Source organism: Streptomyces yerevanensis (assembly GCF_000716805.1).
Classification (GTDB): Bacteria; Actinomycetota; Actinomycetes; order Streptomycetales; family Streptomycetaceae; genus Streptomyces; species Streptomyces flaveus.
Map to the genome: position 1 here is coordinate 1 of NZ_JNWJ01000001.1, position 17,116 is coordinate 17,116.

General features: G+C 68.8%; 15 protein-coding genes and 1 pseudogene. 8 read left to right on the forward strand and 8 right to left on the reverse strand.

What is annotated here, in order from left to right; genetic code table 11:
* Positions 1-427: 427 nt before the first annotated feature.
* Positions 428-1,066 carry a DNA-3-methyladenine glycosylase gene (locus OP79_RS00005; protein WP_033317752.1) on the reverse strand — a complete coding sequence of 213 codons (639 nt, stop codon included), beginning with the start codon at positions 1,064-1,066 and terminating at the stop codon, positions 428-430.
* Between the two features lie 173 nt (positions 1,067-1,239).
* On the opposite strand from OP79_RS00005, the gene OP79_RS00010 reads away from it, so the two are divergent.
* The 3 genes from OP79_RS00010 to OP79_RS00020 all read left to right on the forward strand — a co-directional run bounded on the left by OP79_RS00010 (position 1,240) and on the right by OP79_RS00020 (position 3,265).
* Positions 1,240-2,022 (forward strand): sporulation protein, encoded by a 783-nt coding sequence (locus tag OP79_RS00010; protein WP_033317753.1) that lies wholly within the window; start codon positions 1,240-1,242, stop codon positions 2,020-2,022.
* Between the two features lie 50 nt (positions 2,023-2,072).
* Positions 2,073-2,612: a YbhB/YbcL family Raf kinase inhibitor-like protein gene (locus OP79_RS00015; protein ID WP_033317754.1), complete on the forward strand. Its 540-nt coding sequence runs from the start codon at positions 2,073-2,075 to the stop codon at positions 2,610-2,612.
* A gap of 146 nt (positions 2,613-2,758) precedes the next feature.
* Positions 2,759-3,265, forward strand: coding sequence for an HNH endonuclease (locus OP79_RS00020; RefSeq protein ID WP_033317755.1), 507 nt, complete (start codon positions 2,759-2,761; stop codon positions 3,263-3,265).
* 61 nt (positions 3,266-3,326) lie between these two features.
* On the opposite strand, the gene OP79_RS00025 is transcribed toward OP79_RS00020, so the two are convergent.
* From OP79_RS00025 to OP79_RS00035, 3 genes and pseudogenes are all read right to left on the reverse strand, one after another.
* Positions 3,327-4,262 (reverse strand): SPFH domain-containing protein, encoded by a 936-nt coding sequence (locus OP79_RS00025; RefSeq protein ID WP_033317756.1) that lies wholly within the window; start codon positions 4,260-4,262, stop codon positions 3,327-3,329.
* Between the two features lie 129 nt (positions 4,263-4,391).
* Positions 4,392-4,823 (reverse strand): NfeD family protein, encoded by a 432-nt coding sequence (locus tag OP79_RS00030; protein ID WP_033317757.1) that lies wholly within the window; start codon positions 4,821-4,823, stop codon positions 4,392-4,394.
* Positions 4,824-5,162: 339 nt separating this feature from the next.
* Positions 5,163-5,705 (reverse strand): annotated as a pseudogene (locus tag OP79_RS00035) (ABC transporter ATP-binding protein); the annotation flags it as partial.
* Positions 5,706-5,808: 103 nt separating this feature from the next.
* Here OP79_RS00035 and OP79_RS00040 point away from each other — a divergent pair.
* Positions 5,809-6,588 carry a hypothetical protein gene (locus OP79_RS00040; RefSeq protein ID WP_051744274.1) on the forward strand — a complete coding sequence of 260 codons (780 nt, stop codon included), beginning with the start codon at positions 5,809-5,811 and terminating at the stop codon, positions 6,586-6,588.
* Positions 6,589-6,913: 325 nt separating this feature from the next.
* On the opposite strand, the gene OP79_RS00045 is transcribed toward OP79_RS00040, so the two are convergent.
* The 3 genes from OP79_RS00045 to OP79_RS00055 form a co-directional block, all read right to left on the reverse strand.
* Positions 6,914-7,156 (reverse strand): chaplin, encoded by a 243-nt coding sequence (locus tag OP79_RS00045; protein ID WP_033317759.1) that lies wholly within the window; start codon positions 7,154-7,156, stop codon positions 6,914-6,916.
* 183 nt (positions 7,157-7,339) lie between these two features.
* The gene (locus OP79_RS00050; RefSeq protein ID WP_033317760.1) at positions 7,340-7,981 is read right to left on the reverse strand and encodes a response regulator; all 642 of its coding nucleotides are present in this window, start codon (positions 7,979-7,981) and stop codon (positions 7,340-7,342) included.
* Complete coding sequence (locus tag OP79_RS00055; RefSeq protein WP_033317761.1) at positions 7,974-9,119, reverse strand: GAF domain-containing sensor histidine kinase; 1,146 nt, start codon at positions 9,117-9,119, stop codon at positions 7,974-7,976. The genes OP79_RS00050 and OP79_RS00055 overlap by 8 nt, the downstream gene beginning before the upstream one ends.
* Positions 9,120-9,290: 171 nt before the next feature.
* Here OP79_RS00055 and OP79_RS00060 point away from each other — a divergent pair, with 171 nt between their 5' ends.
* From OP79_RS00060 to OP79_RS00070, 3 genes are all read left to right on the forward strand, one after another.
* A complete protein-coding gene (locus OP79_RS00060; protein ID WP_033317762.1) occupies positions 9,291-10,019 on the forward strand; it encodes an SDR family NAD(P)-dependent oxidoreductase in 729 nt (242 codons plus the stop codon).
* A gap of 91 nt (positions 10,020-10,110) precedes the next feature.
* Entirely contained in the window at positions 10,111-11,307 is a 1,197-nt protein-coding gene (locus tag OP79_RS00065) for an S-adenosylmethionine:tRNA ribosyltransferase-isomerase (protein ID WP_078491532.1), read from the forward strand.
* A 298-nt stretch (positions 11,308-11,605) separates the two neighbouring features.
* A complete protein-coding gene (locus OP79_RS00070) occupies positions 11,606-12,406 on the forward strand; it encodes a transglycosylase SLT domain-containing protein (RefSeq protein ID WP_078491533.1) in 801 nt (266 codons plus the stop codon).
* A gap of 120 nt (positions 12,407-12,526) precedes the next feature.
* Here OP79_RS00070 and OP79_RS00075 read toward each other — a convergent pair whose 3' ends face one another.
* The gene (locus OP79_RS00075) at positions 12,527-15,067 is read right to left on the reverse strand and encodes an ABC transporter ATP-binding protein/permease (RefSeq protein WP_033317763.1); all 2,541 of its coding nucleotides are present in this window, start codon (positions 15,065-15,067) and stop codon (positions 12,527-12,529) included.
* Between the two features lie 242 nt (positions 15,068-15,309).
* Between OP79_RS00075 and OP79_RS00080 the strand changes: the two genes are divergently transcribed.
* The gene (locus OP79_RS00080) at positions 15,310-17,076 is read left to right on the forward strand and encodes a streptophobe family protein (RefSeq protein ID WP_033317764.1); all 1,767 of its coding nucleotides are present in this window, start codon (positions 15,310-15,312) and stop codon (positions 17,074-17,076) included.
* The last annotated feature ends 40 nt before the right edge of the window (positions 17,077-17,116 follow it).

The following is a 17,116-nucleotide window of genomic DNA, read 5'->3' on the forward strand; positions in this document are numbered from 1 at the left end:
ACCGGAAAGATCCGGTGGACGGGGTATCAACATATCTGGCGTTGACTTTTGGCACGCTGTTGAGTTCTCAAGGAACGGACGCTTCCTTCGTACTCACCCGAGAGACTCTCTCGCGGCTTTCCTCCGGGCTTCCCTTCGGTGTTTCCAACGTTACCAGACCCTTTCGGATCCGATTCCCCGCTGGAGGGGATTTGTCATTAGGCTCCAAGATTTCTCTTGCGGCCTTTCGACATTCACTACGTTAACCGATCCTCCCCGGCAACTCATAATCGAGTCCCGCGAGGTCGGATTACGGCACGCAGACGCGCCGAACTCGCCCTCGCTGAGAGGAAGTCGTAAGTAGTGGGTTGGTCGCTTCCGGCTGCTGGCTGAACGCCGTACCCGGTTCAAGCGGCTCGGGCTACATTACGGATCGCCCACAGACGCGTCAAGTTCGACGACGGGGCGTATGGGCCCGGTAAGGACTCACCGTCGGGTCGTCAGCGATCCAGAAGCGCCAGGGGTGGACGCCTCCGTCGCCGGCCACACCGGTGCGTGGACCGTTGCGCACCTGGTCGGGGCGTACGGGTATGCCGGTGAGAAGGGTCAGAGGGGAGCCCCCTGGGGCGCAGGCGTCCGTGCCATCGAGGGCTCTGTCGACGTCCAGGGCTGTGGCCAGGCGGGCGGGGCCTTTGGCCAGTTCTTTGTCATATCGGGCCGAAAGCCGACGTTTGCGGGCGACTTCTACACCCTCGGTGATCTCTCCGGCGCGGAGCAGAACCGCGCTTGCCCTGCCCTCCGGACCGCACACCAGGTTCATGCAGTGCCACATGCCATAGGTGAAGTAGACGTACACATGACCAGGCGGACCGAACATCACGTCGTTGCGGGCGGTGCGACCGCGATACGCGTGGGAGCCAGGGTCGTTCGGGCCGTCGTAGGCCTCGACCTCTGTGAGGCGGAGCGCGATCGGTCCGTCCGGGGTGGTGCGCACGAGGATGCGTCCCAGGAGGTCGGGGGCGACGTCCAGGACAGGGCGGTCGAAGAACTCCCGGGGCAGGGGCGTACGGTCAGGGGCCGCGATCATGGCGTACGAGCGTAGTGGAAACGTGTGACGGTGAGCAGGGTGACCGGGGAACGGCCGTCTTGCCAGGATGAGGCTTGCCAGGGTGAAAGGGCGCGGAACCGGACACGGTCGGATCGCGTGTGTAGGGATCAAGAAACCGGACAGAGACAGGCGTTGCCTGAGGAGGAAAAGACATGGGGTTCAAGCGGCTGCTTGCGAGCCTGGGGGCCGGTGGGGCTTCGGTCGAGACGGTACTGACCGAGGTGAATGTCGTTCCCGGCGGCGTCGTTCAGGGTGAGGTGCGGATCCAGGGCGGGTCCGTGAAGCAGGAGATCGAGGGGCTCTCCGTGGGGCTTCAGGCCCGGGTCGAGGTGGAGGGGCAGGACCAGGAGCTCCAGCAGAACATGGAGTTCACGAAGATGCGGCTCGGCGGTGCCTTCGAGCTGCAGGCGAACGCGGTGCACGCGGTGCCGTTCGGGCTGGAGATCCCGTGGGAGACGCCCATCACGACCATTGATGGTCAGCCGCTGCGTGGGATGAACATCGGTGTGACCACGGAGCTCGAGATCGCGCGTGCCGTGGACTCCGGTGACCTGGACCCGATCAGTGTGCATCCGCTGCCGGCTCAGCAGGCGATTCTGGGCGCCTTCATTCAGCTGGGCTTCCGGTTCAAGAGCGCGGACATGGAGCGCGGTCACATCCGGGGTACGCGGCAGAAGCTGCCGTTCTACCAGGAGATCGAGTTCTTCCCGCCGCAGCAGTACCGCGGTCTCAACCAGGTCGAGTTGAGCTTCGTCGCGGATGAGCGCGAGATGGATGTGGTCCTGGAGATGGACAAGAAGCCGGGTCTGTTCAGTGAGAGCAGCGACACGTTCCGGTCGTTCAAGGTGGGGCTGAACGACTTCCAGGGGACCGACTGGGCGGCGTACCTCAACCAGTGGCTGTCCGAGGTCGGCAGCCGCCGTAACTGGTTCTAGGCTCGGGAACGAAAGACTCCACTGAGCAGAACCGATCAGGAGGTGCCGAGGTGACCGAGTCCAAGAGGCCGCCGCTTCCCCATGACTTCCATCCGACCGTGCCGTCTTTCACTGTGACGAGCGAGGACGTCGAGCCGGGCGCGGTGCTGAAGGACGCTCAGGTCTACGCGGCTGGGAACACCTCGCCGCAGCTGCGCTGGGAGGGCTTCCCGCCGGAGACCAAAAGCTTCGCCGTGACGTGCTTCGACCCCGATGCCCCTACGGGGAGCGGGTTCTGGCACTGGGTCGTGTTCGACATCCCGGTCTCGGTCACCGAGTTGCCGGCGGGTGCGGGCAGCGGCAAGTTCGAGGGGTTGCCGGACGCCGCGGTGCAGGCGCGCAACGACTACGGGACGAAGGACTTCGGCGGTGCCGCGCCGCCGCCCGGAGACCCGGCGCACCGTTACGTGTTCACCGTGTACGCGGTCGATCAGGAGAAGCTCGGTCCTGACGCGGACGCCACCCCGGCTTTCGTGGGCTTCAACTTGCGTTTCCATACGCTGGCGAGGGCGCAGCTCATCGCCGAGTACGCGGCGCCCGCGGAGAGTTGAGCGTTCACTGAACGTTTGCCCGCCTCTGGTCTTGGAATTGATCAGAGGCGGGCATTTTTTTATTGCGTTGTCCATCTCGGCGTGCCCGGCCAGAGTTGATCCAAGCCCGCCAGGGGGTGGGCCGGTGCGCATAGGAGGTGGGCTGGATGCGGGACACGCTGGTGCTGAACGCGAGCTTCGAGCCGCTGTCGACGGTGACGTTGAATCGAGCCGTCGTTCTGGTGCTGCAGGACAAGGCCGTCGTCGAGCAGGCCCACCCCGAACTGCGTATGCGCGGAGCGGTGGTCGACATACCGGCGCCCCGGGTGATCAGGCTGTGCCGCTATGTGAGGGTGCCCTTTCGAAGACAAGCTCCTTGGTCGAGGCGGGGTGTTCTGGTTCGTGACCGGCACAGGTGTGCGTACTGCGGCAGGCGGGCGACGACCGTGGACCACGTGGTGCCGCGGGCGCAGGGTGGTACGGACTCCTGGCTGAATACGGTGGCCTCGTGTGCGGAGGACAATCACCGCAAGGCGAACCGGACTCCTGAGCAGGCGGGTATGCCGCTGCTGCGGGAGCCGTTCGAGCCGACGCCTGCGGACGCGATGCTGCTGGCGCTGGGCCGGGACGAGTTCGACGCGTTGCCGGAGTGGCTGGCCCAGCCGGCCGCATAGGCAGTACGTGACTGGGGCTCACCTCCCGAGGGAGGTGAGCCCCAGTCACGTACGTACTACGTCAGTCGGTGACGGACGGCTTCTCGCGGCGCTCTGTACCTGAGCCGCCCGAATTGCCGCCCATCGGGCCGAAGTTGCCCATGGCGCCGCTCAGGCCCTTGAGGGCGTCGCCGATCTCGCTGGGCACGATCCAGAGCTTGTTGGCGTCGCCTTCGGCGATCTTCGGGAGCATCTGGAGGTACTGGTAGGCGAGGAGCTTCTGGTCCGCGTCACCGGCGTGGATGGACTCGAAGACGGTACGGATCGCCTGGGCCTCACCTTCGGCGCGCAGCGCGGCGGCCCTGGCCTCACCTTCGGCGCGCAGGATCGCGGACTGCTTCTCACCCTCGGCGGTGAGGATCTGCGACTGACGGATACCTTCGGCGGTGAGGATCGCGGCGCGCTTGTCGCGGTCGGCGCGCATCTGCTTCTCCATCGAGTCCTGGATGGAGGTGGGCGGCTCGATCGCCTTGAGTTCAACGCGGTTGACGCGGATGCCCCACTTGCCGGTGGCCTCGTCGAGGACGCCGCGCAGGGCCGCGTTGATCTCCTCGCGAGAGGTCAGGGTCCGCTCCAAGTCCATGCCGCCGATGATGTTGCGGAGCGTGGTGACGGTGAGCTGCTCGATGGCCTGGATGTAGCTGGCGACTTCGTACGTGGCCGCGCGGGCGTCGGTGACCTGGTAGTAGATGACCGTGTCGATGTTCACGACCAGGTTGTCCTGGGTGATCACCGGCTGCGGCGGGAAGGGCACGACTTGTTCGCGGAGGTCGATGCGGTTGCGGATCGAGTCGATGAACGGGACGACGATGTTCAGTCCCGCGTTGAGGGTCCGCGTGTAGCGGCCGAAGCGCTCGACGATGGCGGCGCTGGCCTGTGGGATGACTTGGATGGTTTTGATCAGCGCGATGAAGACCAACACCACCAGAATGATCAGGACGATGATGATCGGTTCCATCGTGGCTCCCCGTACCCTTCTCCGCCTCGGCGTTCCGGAAGATCCTGTGATTGTTGAAGATCTTGCTGGATGAGTGTGTCAGACCACAACTCTCCATGGGGCGTTCCGGCCACGGAACGCTGCGCGAAGTTATATGACGATTGCCGTGGCACCTTCGATGTCCACGACATCGACCTCCTGGCCGACTTCGTAGGTCCGGCCGGTGTCGAGGGAGCGCGCGGACCAGACTTCCCCGCCGAGCTTGACCCGGCCTCCGGAGCCGTCGATCCGTTCCAGGACGACGGCCTGCTTGCCCTTCAACGCGTCTATGCCGGTGGCGAGATGGGGCATCTGGGCGCGTTGCCGGGCCGCGATGGGGCGTACGACGGCGATGAGCGCGACCGAGACCACGGCGAAGACAACGACCTGGAGGACCACACCACCCCCGAGTCCCGCGGTCAAGGCGCCCGCCACAGCGCCGACGGCGAGCATTCCGAACTCCGGCATCGCGGTCACCACGAGCGGGATTCCGAGCCCGGCCGCCGCGATCAGCCACCACACCCATGCGTCGATGTCGTCCACATGGTCATGGTAGGTCCGCAGGTCGGGTCGCCGACAGGGCGCCGATCAACTTGGCACAGGCGTTCGAGCTCGTCAGGACAGGGGCAGGCCCTGGGCCGTCCAGCGGTCGCCGACCTGCTCGACGACGAGCGGGAGGCCGAAGCACAACGACAGGTTGCGGGAGGTGAGTTCGAGTTCCAGCGGGCCTGCGGCGAGCACCTTGCCCTGACGGATCATCAGGACGTGGGTGAAGCCCGGTGCGATCTCCTCGACATGGTGGGTGACCATGATCATCGAGGGGGCGATCGGGTCGCGGGCGAGACGGCCGAGACGGCGCACGAGATCCTCACGGCCACCGAGGTCGAGGCCCGCGGCGGGCTCGTCGAGAAGCAGCAACTCGGGGTCGGTCATCAGGGCGCGAGCGATCATGGTGCGCTTGCGCTCTCCCTCGGAGAGCGTGCCGAACTTGCGGTCGAGGTAGTCGCTCATGCCGAGGCGGTCGAGGAAGGCGCGGGCGCGCTGCTCATCGATGTCCTCGTAGTCCTCGTGCCAGCCGGCCGTCATGCCATACGCGGCGGTCAGTACGGTCTGCAGGACCGTCTGGCGCTTGGGGAGCTTCTCCGCCATGGCGATGCCGGCCATGCCGATGCGGGGGCGCAGTTCGAAGACGTCGACCTTGCCGAGGGTGTCGCCGAGGATGGTGGCGGTGCCACTGCTGGGGAAGAGATAGCTGGACGCGATGTTCAGAAGGGTCGTTTTTCCGGCACCATTCGGACCGAGGATGACCCAGCGCTCCCCCTCTTTGACCGACCAGGAGACCTGGTCCACCAGAGCCCGGCCCTCCCGGACCACGGATACGTCCTCCAGCTCCAGAACATCGCTCATGAGCGCGCTGTCTCCCATTGCAGTCTCGGCCGTCGCTTACGTCTGTGGACGCAGCCCCCAGGGAAAACCTACGCCACCGGTCCCCCGCACCTTTCCATCGGCCGGTCCTTAGGGTGGGGGCATGCTCTCGGAACCACGCTCAGGACGGCTGGCCGCATGGGGAAATGCCCTGTTGGCCGGGTTTGTTTCGCCGGACGACGCGGTCCTCGCCGTCGTCGGTGAGGACGCCGTGCACCGGGTCGAGGGGCTGCCCGGCGAGACGGGGCCGGTCGGGCTCACGCTCGCGCTGGGGCGGCTGCGCGGGCTCGGGGTGACCGGGCTTCGGGTCGCGCTGCCCGCGCCGGGGCATCCGCTCGGGCTGAGCGGACCGCCGGAGTTCAACGCGCGGGCCTTGGAGGCCGAGGAGGCGGTCGTCTGCCATGGCGCGGCGCTGGGCCTGGTGCCCGAGGTGTCCGAGGCCGGTCCTGAAGGCGACGTACATGTGGAGGTCGTCTGGCACTGTCTGGCGGTGCGCGAGGCGCCGCCCGCCGATGTGCCGTCTCTCGGCGAGGCCGAGCGGGAGCTCGCGGAGGCACTGCGTGACGCCACCGACATGCTGTCGCGGCTCGACGTGGCCGGTTCGGGTCCGGTCGCGGAGGCGGCGATCGACGCGTACCGGGCGCGGGCCGAGCGCGGTGGCGAGGTGTTGGCTCCCGGCTATCCGCCGCGTGCGGTACGGGTGTTGGAGCTGGCCCAGCGCGTCGGGCTGCTCATCTCGGTGGCGTACGAGAACGGCCACGGCGGAGCGGTGAGCGCCTCGGAGATGGCGGCGCGCTCCGAGGCTCTGCGGCCGGTCGAGCGCACGGCTCGGCGGGCACAGGTGGCGGCGTACAACGCGTTCGTTGAGGAACGCGAGCGGTAGCGCTCCGCTTGGGGTGCGGTTTGAAGGTGCGGGTTCGTTGTGGCTTGTCGCGCCCACGCGGCGGAGCCGCACATTGATACAGCCCTGCGCCCCTGAGGGGCTGAGGTGCACTTCAACGCTGCGGGTCCGTCGTGGCTGATCGCGCCCACGCGGCGGAGCCGCATATCGAAACAGCCCCGCGCCCCTTGGGGCCTGCGGCCCTCTCGGGGGCGCGGTAGCGCACCGGACTTCGCCAAGGCCGCTCAGCCCGACGCCGGAGGTCAACGCGGACCGGCCCCCCAGAGGTACCTGAGAGGCCGGTGGTCACTGCTGACCCGGGAGTGCTTCAGCCGTTGAAGCCCTCGTTGCCGAACGCCGGGTTCAGGATGCCGATGACGTTCGCGGTGTTGCCGACCGCGTTCACGTCGATGTCGGCCGGGGCCTGAACGAGGTTGCCCGAGGCGATGCCCGGCGAGCCCACGGCCTGGCCGGAGGCGTGCGCGTCGGTGGCGGACGCGAAGCCGGCACCGGCGGCAACCAGGCCACCGGCCATCATCGCGACGGCTGCGGCCTTCTTCAGGTTCTTCACTTTTCTCAAGCCCTCCCTTGTGATCACTGCGGCAGGCGCCGCAGCACGCACTGGAGAACGGCTCAGAGCCGCGGAGGATGCGCCATCCGGGTGACATTCCCACGACGGTATGAATCTCAGCCCGGAACGAGACCCTCCATATTGTCGTCAGGAAGTCGTCAAGCAAGCGTGCCGGAGCGGGGATCAGCCGGTCACCCCATGGCGTACGGCCCACAGGGCGGCCTGGGTGCGGTCGGCGAGGTCGAGTTTCATCAGGATGTTCGAGACGTGTGTCTTGACCGTCTTCTCGGAGAGGACGAGGGCGCGGGCGATCTCGCGGTTGGAGCGGCCGTCGGCGATCAGGCCGAGCACCTCCCGCTCCCGCTCGGTGAGTGAACCGCCTCTCCCCTGGCCGAGGTTGGAGTCCTCCTGGGACAGCAGCGCGTCGGCCACCTCGGGTTGCAGAAGTATGTGTCCCGCGTGGACGGAGCGGATGGCTCCGGCCAGGGCGTCGGGGTCCACGTCCTTGTAGACGTATCCGGCGGCGCCCGCGCGCAGGGCCGGGACGACGGTGCGCTGCTCGGTGAAGCTGGTGACGATGAGCACACGCGCGGGGTTGTCGAGTTCGCGCAGCTTGCGCAGGGCCGCGACGCCGTCCATGCCCGGCATCTTGACGTCCATGAGGACGATGTCGGGCTTCAACTCCTCGGCCCGGGCCACGCCTTCGGCGCCGTCGGACGCCTCTCCCACGACCTCGATGTCGTCCTGTATCTCCAGGAAGGTGCGCAGTCCGCGGCGGACCACTTGGTGGTCGTCGACGAGCAGCACCTTGATTGCGTCAGCCACCGGGGACCTCCATCTCGATCGTGGTGCCTTTTCCGGGCGTCGATTCCACGGTCAGCCGGCCGCCGACTCCGCTCGCCCTGTCGTGCATGGACACCAGGCCCAGGTGGCGTCCCGCGCGTCGTATCGCCTTGGGGTCGAAGCCGCTGCCGTCGTCGATGACGCGCAGGGCCGCTCCCGGGCCGCGCTTGTCGAGGGTGACGTCGACGTGGGTCGCTCCGGAGTGCCGTAGCGCGTTGTGCAGGGCCTCCTGGGCGACGCGCAGCATGGCCTCCTCCTGGGCGGAGGGCAGGGCTCGTACGCCTCGGCCGGTGAAGGTCACGCGGGCGGAGTGGGCGCGGTCGAGGACCTGGATCTGGGTGCGCAGCGTGGCCACCAGACCGTCCTCGTCGAGGGCCGCGGGGCGCAACTCGATGACGGCGGCGCGCAGTTCGTCGGCGGCCTCGGCGGCGAGCGTGGCCACCTGCTGGAGTTCGCCCTTGGCGCGGGCCGGATCGCGGTCGACCAGGGTTACCGCGGCCTGGGCGGTCAGGCGCAGGGAGAACAGCTTCTGGCTGACGGCGTCGTGCAGTTCGTGCGCGAGCCGGGAGCGCTCCTCGGCGATGGTGAGCTCGCGACTGCGCTCGTACAGGCGGGCGTTGGTCAGCGCGATCGCGGCGTGCTGGGCGAGGATCGACAGGAGCTCCTCGTCCTCCTCGGTGAAGCCGCAACCGCCCTCCGGCTTCGGACACTGCTTGTTGGCCAGGAAGAGGATGCCTATGACCTCGTCGTCGTCGCGGATGGGCAGGCCCAGGAAGTCGGCGAGTTCCGGATGGGCGCTCGGCCAGCCCTCGAAGCGGGGGTCCTTGCGCACGTCGGCGAGGCGCTCCGGCCGGGCCTCGTGCAGCATCGAGGCGAGGATGCCGTGCTGGCGCGGCAGCGGGCCGATGGCCTTCCACTGGGCGTCGCTGACGCCGTCCACCACGAACTGGGCGAAGCCGCCGTGGTCGTCGGGGACTCCCAGCGCCGCGTACTCGGCGTCGAGCAGCTCGCGGGCCGAGGCGACGATCGTCTTGAGGACGTCGCGCACCTCGAGGTGCCTGCTCATGGCCAGCAGCGCGGAACTCACCGCGGCCAGGCCCGACCGGGGTCCTTGACTCATGACCTCAACGTACCCGCCGGGTGTGACAGCCCGTATCGGACCTGTGGCCGCCCCTGCGTAGGCCGGTGGGCCTAGGGCAAAGGGCCCGCCGCATTGCGGCCCGCGGACGAGGCGTCATGGGGTGCCGTGTTCCTAGGTTGAAGTCACTGCCGATCACGGCAGCCACACCCGATGAACGTGTGGGACGAGGGGACGGATGTCATGCCGGTAGCGATCATCACGGGGGCTTCGAAGGGGCTGGGGCGGGCGCTCGCCGAAGCCCTGGCGGAGCGCGGCTGGGAGCTGGTGCTCGACGCCAGGACGGCGGGGGTGCTCCAGGAGACGGCCGCGGCGCTCGGCAAGCACGGGGTACGGGTCGAGGCGCTGCCCGGGGACGTCACGGACGCGGCGCACCGTACGGCGCTGGCGGCGGCGGCGCGGCGGCTCGGTGGCCTCGATCTGCTGGTGAACAACGCGAGTGCGCTCGGCGCCGAACCGCTCGTACGGCTGGAGGACCTGGCGCTGGACGGGCTGAGGCGGGCGCTGGAGGTCAACGTGGTCGCGGCGCTCGGCCTCATCCAGGAGGCGCTGCCGCTGCTGCGGGACTCGGCGGCCGGGACGGTCATCGACATCAGCTCGGACGCGGCGGCCGAGGCGTACGAGACCTGGGGCGGTTACGGGGCGTCGAAGGCGGCCCTCGACCATGTCTCGGCGGTGCTCGCCGAGGAGGAGCCCGGACTGCGGGTCTGGGCGGTCGACCCGGGCGACATGAACACGGATCTGTACGCGGCGGCCGTACCGGACGACGAGGATCCGCGGCCGGCACCGGCGAGCGTCGTCCCGGCGTTTCTGCGGCTGATCGAGGAGCGGCCGGCCAGCGGTCGCTATGCGGCACCCGCGCTTCTGGGGGTGACCCGGTGACCGGCATCACCACCGGCGGACGGCCCGGCGCGGCAGCGCCCGAGCGGCCGGTGAGCGGTCGTTGTAAAGCGGCCTCGTTGCTGGGAGCGCGATGACGGCCGCGATGGGGGTCCCCCCGCTCATGGGGGTCCCCCCGCTCGAGCGAAGTCGAGAGTGGGGGAGCAACCGAGAGTGGGGGAAGGTTCCGGAGGAGTTGTCGGCCCGGGTGCCGGTCGAGCAGCGTGGGGTCGGGCTCGATCGGGACGGGGTGCGGTTGCTTGTCTCTCGCGGGGCTCAGGAGGTGTCCCATCACGCGTTCGCGGAGCTGCCGGGGCTGTTGCGGGCCGGGGATCTGCTGGTCGTGAACACTTCGTCGACGCTGGCGGCGGCAGTGGACGGACGGCTCGGGCACGCGCGCGTGGTGGTGCATTTCTCCACGCGGGGCGAGGACGGGCGGTGGGCCGTTGAGCTGCGGGATCCCGACGGAGCGGGCACCACGCGCGCGCGTGCGGGAGGTCCCGCTGGTACGGAGGTACGCCTCCCCGGTGACGTACGGCTCGTCCTGGAGGAGCCCCTCACCACGCGGAGCCCCCGGCTGTGGTGGGCGCGGGTGTCGGAACCGGACGTCTCAGGGTTGATGCGGCGGCACGGGAGGCCCATTCGGTACTCGTACACGGAACGGGACCAGCCCCTGTCGGCGTACCAGACGGTGTTCGCGCTGCCGTCCGCGGACGGTGCGGGCAGCGCGGAGATGCCGAGTGCCGCGCGGCCCTTCACGCCTCGGCTGGTGGCGGAGCTGGTGAGCCGGGGCGTGCAGTTCGCCCCGATCACGCTGCACACCGGAGTCGCGTCACCGGAGGCGCACGAGCCGCCGTATCCGGAGCGCTTCGCGGTGCCCGAAGCGTCGGCACGGCTGATCAACACGGCGAGGGCAGGGGACTACAGGGTCCTCGCGGTCGGTACGACGGCCGTACGGTCCGTGGAGTCCGCGGCCGGCCCCGATGGGGTGGTACGGGCGGCGGAGGGCTGGACCGATCTCGTGGTGACCCCGGAGCGCGGGGTGCGGGTGGTCGACGGGCTCCTCACCGGGCTGCACGAACCGGAGGCCTCGCATCTGCTGATGCTGGAGGCGATCGCGGGACCGGCAGCGATCCGGCGCAGCTACGACGAGGCCTTGCACGGCCGCTATCTGTGGCACGAGTTCGGCGACATGCATCTCGTCCTGCCGTCCGAGAAGTCCGCGAGGACTGCGAGGACTGAGGAGTCTGCGAATCCTCACGCAGAGCATTGCGTCAGCAACTGCTGGTGAGACTGCCATGCGCTGAATGTGAGCCCTCACATAGGACGCACATCACGTACGAAGGCCGCTAGGAGGTACAAACACCCCATACGAGCGGGGAAGACGTTCCGGTCTGCCCCGTTTTGCCCTTTAGGGGTCCACTACCCGGCTTCGTACGTCACACCTTTGCCACAGGATTTTGCGGCCGCTAAGAATGGCTCCCGTCGCTCGACGCCGCGGGTTTTGGCCCGCGGCGTTGTGCCGGAACCAGCAATGTCCCCTCCGGCCCGAGAGCGACCTCCGCGCTATTCGAAGAGGTCCTTCAGTCATGCCCAAGTACACCGCCGGTTCCGGCCATCGCCCCGCCCTCGCCAAGCTGACCGAGCTCACCGAGCAGACCAGGACGAAGCTGACCCACACCGGGCAGAAGCTGAACACCACCAGGCAGAAGCTGCCCAAGAAGCATCAGCTCGGTGTCGCCGGTGTCGCCGGTCTCGGTGCCGCGGCCCTCGCGTTCTCCCTCGTACCGGGCGGCGGCTCCCAGCCGAGCACCACCGAGTCCGTCTCCGCCTCCTCGGTGGCCTTCAGCTCCGAGCAGGTCGAGGATGTGAAGGGCGGCGTCGAGAAGCAGCTGAACGACGCCCTCACGCAGGCCACGTCCGCCGCGAAGAAGGCCGCTGAGGACGCCAAGAAGAAGACCGCCGCGGAAGCCGCGAAGCAGAAGGCCGAGCAGGAGCGCAAGGCGAAGGAGGCCGCGAGCCGGTCCGCCCAGCGCGCGCAGGTCAAGCCGGTCGCCGCGAAGAGCTACGCCAACAACCTCGACGGCTGGATCCGCGAGTCGCTCGACGTCATGAAGAAGAACGGCATCCCGGGCTCGTACGACGGCATCAAGCGCAACATCCTGCGCGAGTCCTCGGGCAACCCGAACGCCATCAACAACTGGGACATCAACGCCATCAACGGCATCCCCTCGAAGGGCCTGCTGCAGGTGATCCCGCCGACCTTCCAGACGTACCACGTCCCGGGTACGTCCTCGAACATCTACGACCCGGTCGCCAACATCACCGCCGCCTGCAACTACGCGGCCGACCGGTACGGCTCCATGGACAACGTCAACAGCGCGTACTGAGTCCCATGCGGACCTCTGGCCTCAGCACAGACAGCGAGGCGCTCAGCACAGACGGCGAGGCGCGGCATCCCGGCGGATGCCGCGCCTCGTTCGTGTACGGGAGTCGTTGCCGCACGGAAGTTACTTGCGCATGACCTCGGGCTCATGGCGGCGCAGGAAGCGGGCCACGAAGAAGCCGCAGATGACGCCGAGGACGATCAGCGCGGCCATGTCCATGCCCCAGGCCGAGGCCGTGTGCTCCCACAGCGGGTCCGTGTTGCCCGGGTCATCCGTGTTCGGGCTGATCCGGTTGAAGTCCAGCGTGGTACCGGCGGCGGCGACCGCCCAGCGCGAGGGCATCAGATACGAGAACTCGTTGACGCCGAGCGTGCCGTGCAGGATGAACAGGCAGCCGGTGAACACGACCTGGACGATCGCGAACATCACCAGCAGCGGCATCGTCTTCTCGGAGGTCTTCACCAGCGAGGAGATGACCAGGCCGAACATCATCGAGGAGAAGCCGAGCGCCATGATCGGAATGGAGAGCTCGAGCATCACGGCGAGCTTGCCGGTACCGAAGATCAGGGCCTCGTCGGGGATCGTCCGGCTGGAGAAGCCGATCGCGCCGACCATGGCGCCCTGCAGCACCGTGATCACACCGAGGACGATCACCTTGGACATCAGATACGCGGAGCGCGACAGGCCGGTCGCCCGCTCCCGCTCGTAGATGACCCGTTCCTTGATCAGCTCACGGACGGAGTTGGCGGCGCCCGCGAAGCACGCGCCGACCGCGAGTATCAACAGGACCGTGGTGGCCGTGCCGTTCGGGATGATTCTGCCGGTCTTCGGGTTCTCGTTGACCAGCAGGGTCTTGTCCGGGTCGATGAGCAGGCTCACCGCGCCGAGCACCGCCGGCAGGATCACCGTCAGCGCCAGGAAGCCCTTGTCGGACGCGATCACCGACACATAGCGGCGGATCAGGGTGAACAACTGCGAGCCCCAGCCCTGCGGCTTCGGTGGACGCATCGACTGGGCGGGCGGCATCTGCGTCGACTGCGCGGCGACGGCGTCGATGTCCGCTGCGTACATCTGGTAGTGCTGCGAGCCCCTCCAGCGGTCTGCCCAGTCGTAGTCGCGGTAGTTCTCGAAGGCGGAGAAGACATCGGCCCAAGTGTCGTAGCCGAAGAAGTTCAGGGCTTCCTCGGGCGGGCCGAAGTAGGCCACCGAGCCGCCGGGCGCCATGACCAGAAGTTTGTCGCAGATCGCCAGTTCGGCCACGGAGTGCGTGACGACGAGGACCGTACGGCCGTCGTCAGCGAGGCCGCGCAGCAGCTGCATGACATCGCGGTCCATGCCCGGGTCGAGGCCGGAGGTCGGCTCGTCCAGGAAGATCAGCGAGGGCTTGGTCAGCAGCTCCAGGGCCACCGAGACACGCTTGCGCTGGCCACCGGAGAGGGAGGTGACCTTCTTCTCCTTGTGGATGTCCAGCTTGAGCTCGCGCAGCACCTCGTCGATACGGGCCTCGCGCTCGCCACCCGTGGTGTCCGCGGGGAAGCGCAGCTTGGCCGCGTACTTGAGGGCCTTCTTGACGGTCAGCTCCTTGTGCAGGATGTCGTCCTGCGGGACCAGACCGATGCGCTGGCGCAGCTCGGCGAACTGCTTGTAGAGGTTCCGGTTGTCGTAGAGGACGTCGCCCTGGTTGGCGGGGCGGTAGCCCGTGAGCGCCTTCAGGAGCGTCGACTTTCCGGAACCGGACGGGCCGATGACCGCGATGAGCGACTTCTCCGGTACGCCGAAGGAGACGTCCTTGAGGATCTGCTTGCCGCCGTCGACGGTCACCGTCAGATGGCGGGCCGAGAAGGAGATCTCACCGGTGTCGACGAACTCCTCGAGGCGGTCGCCGACCAGGCGGAACGTCGAGTGGCCGACACCGACGATGTCGTTCGGGCCGAGCAGCGCGGAGCCGCCCTTGGCGATCGGCATGCCGTTGACGTACGTGCCGTTGTGCGAGCCGAGGTCGCGGATCTCGTAGCGGCCGTCGGGCGTCGCATGGAACTCGGCGTGGTGGCGGGAGACCTGCAGGTCGGAGACGACCAGCTCGTTCTGCAGCGCACGGCCGATGCGCATCACCCGGCCGAGGGCCAGCTGGTGGAACGTGGTGGGGCTGCGGTCGCCGTAGACCGGCGGCGCCCCCGCGCCACCACCGGGAACCTTCTGTGCGTACGACTCCGACGGTCCCTGGTGCGGGACCTGCGGCGGCTGCTGCCGGCCCTGCTGCGGGGACTGCTGTTGCGGCGGCGCCTGCTGGGCCGCCCAGCCTGCCGCTCCTGCACCCTGCGCGGCGTACGGCTGCTGCTGGGGCTGCGCCTGTGGTGCGGCCGAGGACGCTCCGGCGCCGGAGACGTTCACGCGCGGGCCGTCGGTCGCGTTGCCGAGGTTCACGGACGAACCCGGACCGATCTCCATATGGTGGATCCGCTGGCCCTGCACAAAGGTGCCGTTGGTGCTGCCGTGGTCCTCTATGACCCAACTGCGGCCGTTGAAGCTGATCGTGGCGTGACGCCAGGACACCCTGGCGTCATCGAGCACGATGTCTCCCTGCGGATCGCGTCCGAGGGCGTATGGCCTGGACGCATCGAGCGTCCAGGTCCGTCCATTCAATTCCAGTACGAGTTCCGGCACTCCATGCCCCACGTGAGTTGTCCCCCGAGTTACCCCCATCACAGGGAGTCTAGGGATGTCGAACATCGGGGGGAACTATTTCAGGACGACCCCTCTGACCGAAAGTCGGGCCTCGTGATGACCGCGTACGGGCGGCTTGTCCGTTTGCGTTGACTGTGTTCAAACCGACCCGGAGAGTGGTAATCCCACGCGAGGGGGACATCCTCGGTGGAGACATCGCGGCGCGGAGTCGGGGGGCTGACGTGAGCTACGAGACCGCGAGGGACGGCAGGCGACTGCCGGTGGGCGATGTGCTGTTGTCCGCGATCGCCGCTGTGAGCTGGGCGTTGATCGGGATGGCGGGCGTGGCCGCGTTGGGGCTGCATCTGCTGGAGGCGGACGCGTCGGGCTCGCTCGGGACGATGACCGCCGCTGTGGTGGCGCTCGGGGCGGGTGGTTCGGTGACGCCGTCCGGCGATGTGTCGGCCTTCGGCCTCGAGGGCGCCGAGGCGGAGACCGCCCTCCAGATCACGCCACTGGGAGTGAGCCTCGTGGGTGCGCTTCTGCTGGCCTGGTTCTTCCTGCGCTCCTTGCGCGGAGCGGGAGTTGTGATCTCACTCGGTGAACTCGCGGCGCGTGCGGGCGCTGTGGTGGTGCTCTTCGTGGCGATGCTGGGCGGGCTCGCCTGGGCCGGTCACGACGTGATCACGATTGACGGCGGCTCGCTCGGGCTCGACCAGCTGCCGGGTGGCGGGCTGCCGGACGACGTCGAGGTGCCCGGGCTCGGTGACATCGGCGGGCTGCTGCCCGACCGGCTCGGGGACCTCGCGGACGCGAACGCGAAGGTCGGCTTCACCGTCGACACCGTGCCGACGCTGCTCGGCGGTGCGGTGTGGGTGCTCGGCGTTCTGCTGATCGCGCTGCTGGCCTCACGCCGTACGCCGCTGCCGCGCGGCTGGGAGGCGGTGCACCGGTTGGTGCGGCCGGCCGCGTCTGCGCTGGTCACGGTGTTGCTGGTGGCGGTCCTCGCGGGGCTCGCGGCGGCGGCGTACGCGGCGACCGGCGACGACCATCCGAAACGGATCGCGGGCGCCGCGCTGCTCGGGGCGCCCAACGGGGTGTGGCTGGGCGTCCCGATCGGGCTCTTCGTGCCGTGGGACGGCTCGGCCTCGGGCGGGCTCGTCCAGTTCCTGCCCGCCCCGCTGGACGAGTTGCTGAGCCTGTCCTCCGACCAGCCCGTGACGCTTGGGCGGCTGGCCGAACTGGACGGCCGGGTCTGGCTGTTGGGGGTCGCGACCGCGCTGATGATGCTGTACGCGGGCGTGCTGACCGCGGTGCGTACGCCATTCGTACGCGAGCGGGGGGCCGCCCTCGGTTTCGCGGGGCGCTGTGCGCTGCGGCTGGGGATCATGACGGCGCTTGCGCTGCCGCTGCTCGCCTGGCTGACGGGGGTGTCCGTGGACGCCTCGCTGTCCGTCCTCGGCGTCGACGCGTTCGACGCCGGCATCGAGTTGCACGGGCAGTTGGGCATGGCGTTGCTGCTCGGCGCCTTGTGGGGCGCGGGGGCGGGGGCGGCCGGGGCGCTGCTCGCCTGCGCCGGCGGGGCCGCCGGACGGCGCGCGGCACCGCTGGCATGGGGGGACGCGGAGGTGCCGCCGACGGAGCCGACCGAGCCGGTCGCACCGCTGTACGAGGAGATCCCCGAACAGCCGGGCCCCTACAGCCCCGCCCCCTCGTACCGGCCGTCGAACCCTGACACCAACCCGTATCTGCACCTCCCGGACGGCTTGCGGGAGCCCGAGGACGGGCGGCGGCATCCCGGTGCGCTGCCTCCCGGCCCCCAGCGTCCCGGTGCCCGGCCCCCCGAGAACGGGCGCCCTCCCGACGTGTACGGCGCTCCCACGGTCGCGGGCCCCTACACGCCACCCCTCGCCCCGAAGCCGCGCCCCAGGCGCGGGCCGTCCCAGGACGGGCCCCCTCCACCGCCGGAGGAGCCGCCGCCTCCGCCCAAGCCTCGCGGGCGGCCGTGAGGAGGGCTTCGGCATACGCCGGTGGGGCCTTGTGAGCGTC

Bases quoted from the DNA above. Each gene is read 5' to 3' on its own strand.
- OP79_RS00005 (WP_033317752.1), bottom strand. From the start codon at position 1,066: ATGATCGCGGCCCCTGACCGTACGCCCCTGCCCCGGGAGTTCTTCGAC.
- OP79_RS00010 (WP_033317753.1), top strand. From the start codon at position 1,240: ATGGGGTTCAAGCGGCTGCTTGCGAGCCTGGGGGCCGGTGGGGCTTCG.
- OP79_RS00020 (WP_033317755.1), top strand. From the start codon at position 2,759: ATGCGGGACACGCTGGTGCTGAACGCGAGCTTCGAGCCGCTGTCGACG.
- OP79_RS00025 (WP_033317756.1), bottom strand. From the start codon at position 4,262: ATGGAACCGATCATCATCGTCCTGATCATTCTGGTGGTGTTGGTCTTC.
- OP79_RS00040 (WP_051744274.1), top strand. From the start codon at position 5,809: ATGCTCTCGGAACCACGCTCAGGACGGCTGGCCGCATGGGGAAATGCC.
- OP79_RS00055 (WP_033317761.1), bottom strand. From the start codon at position 9,119: ATGAGTCAAGGACCCCGGTCGGGCCTGGCCGCGGTGAGTTCCGCGCTG.
- OP79_RS00060 (WP_033317762.1), top strand. From the start codon at position 9,291: ATGAACGTGTGGGACGAGGGGACGGATGTCATGCCGGTAGCGATCATC.
- OP79_RS00065 (WP_078491532.1), top strand. From the start codon at position 10,111: ATGACGGCCGCGATGGGGGTCCCCCCGCTCATGGGGGTCCCCCCGCTC.
- OP79_RS00070 (WP_078491533.1), top strand. From the start codon at position 11,606: ATGCCCAAGTACACCGCCGGTTCCGGCCATCGCCCCGCCCTCGCCAAG.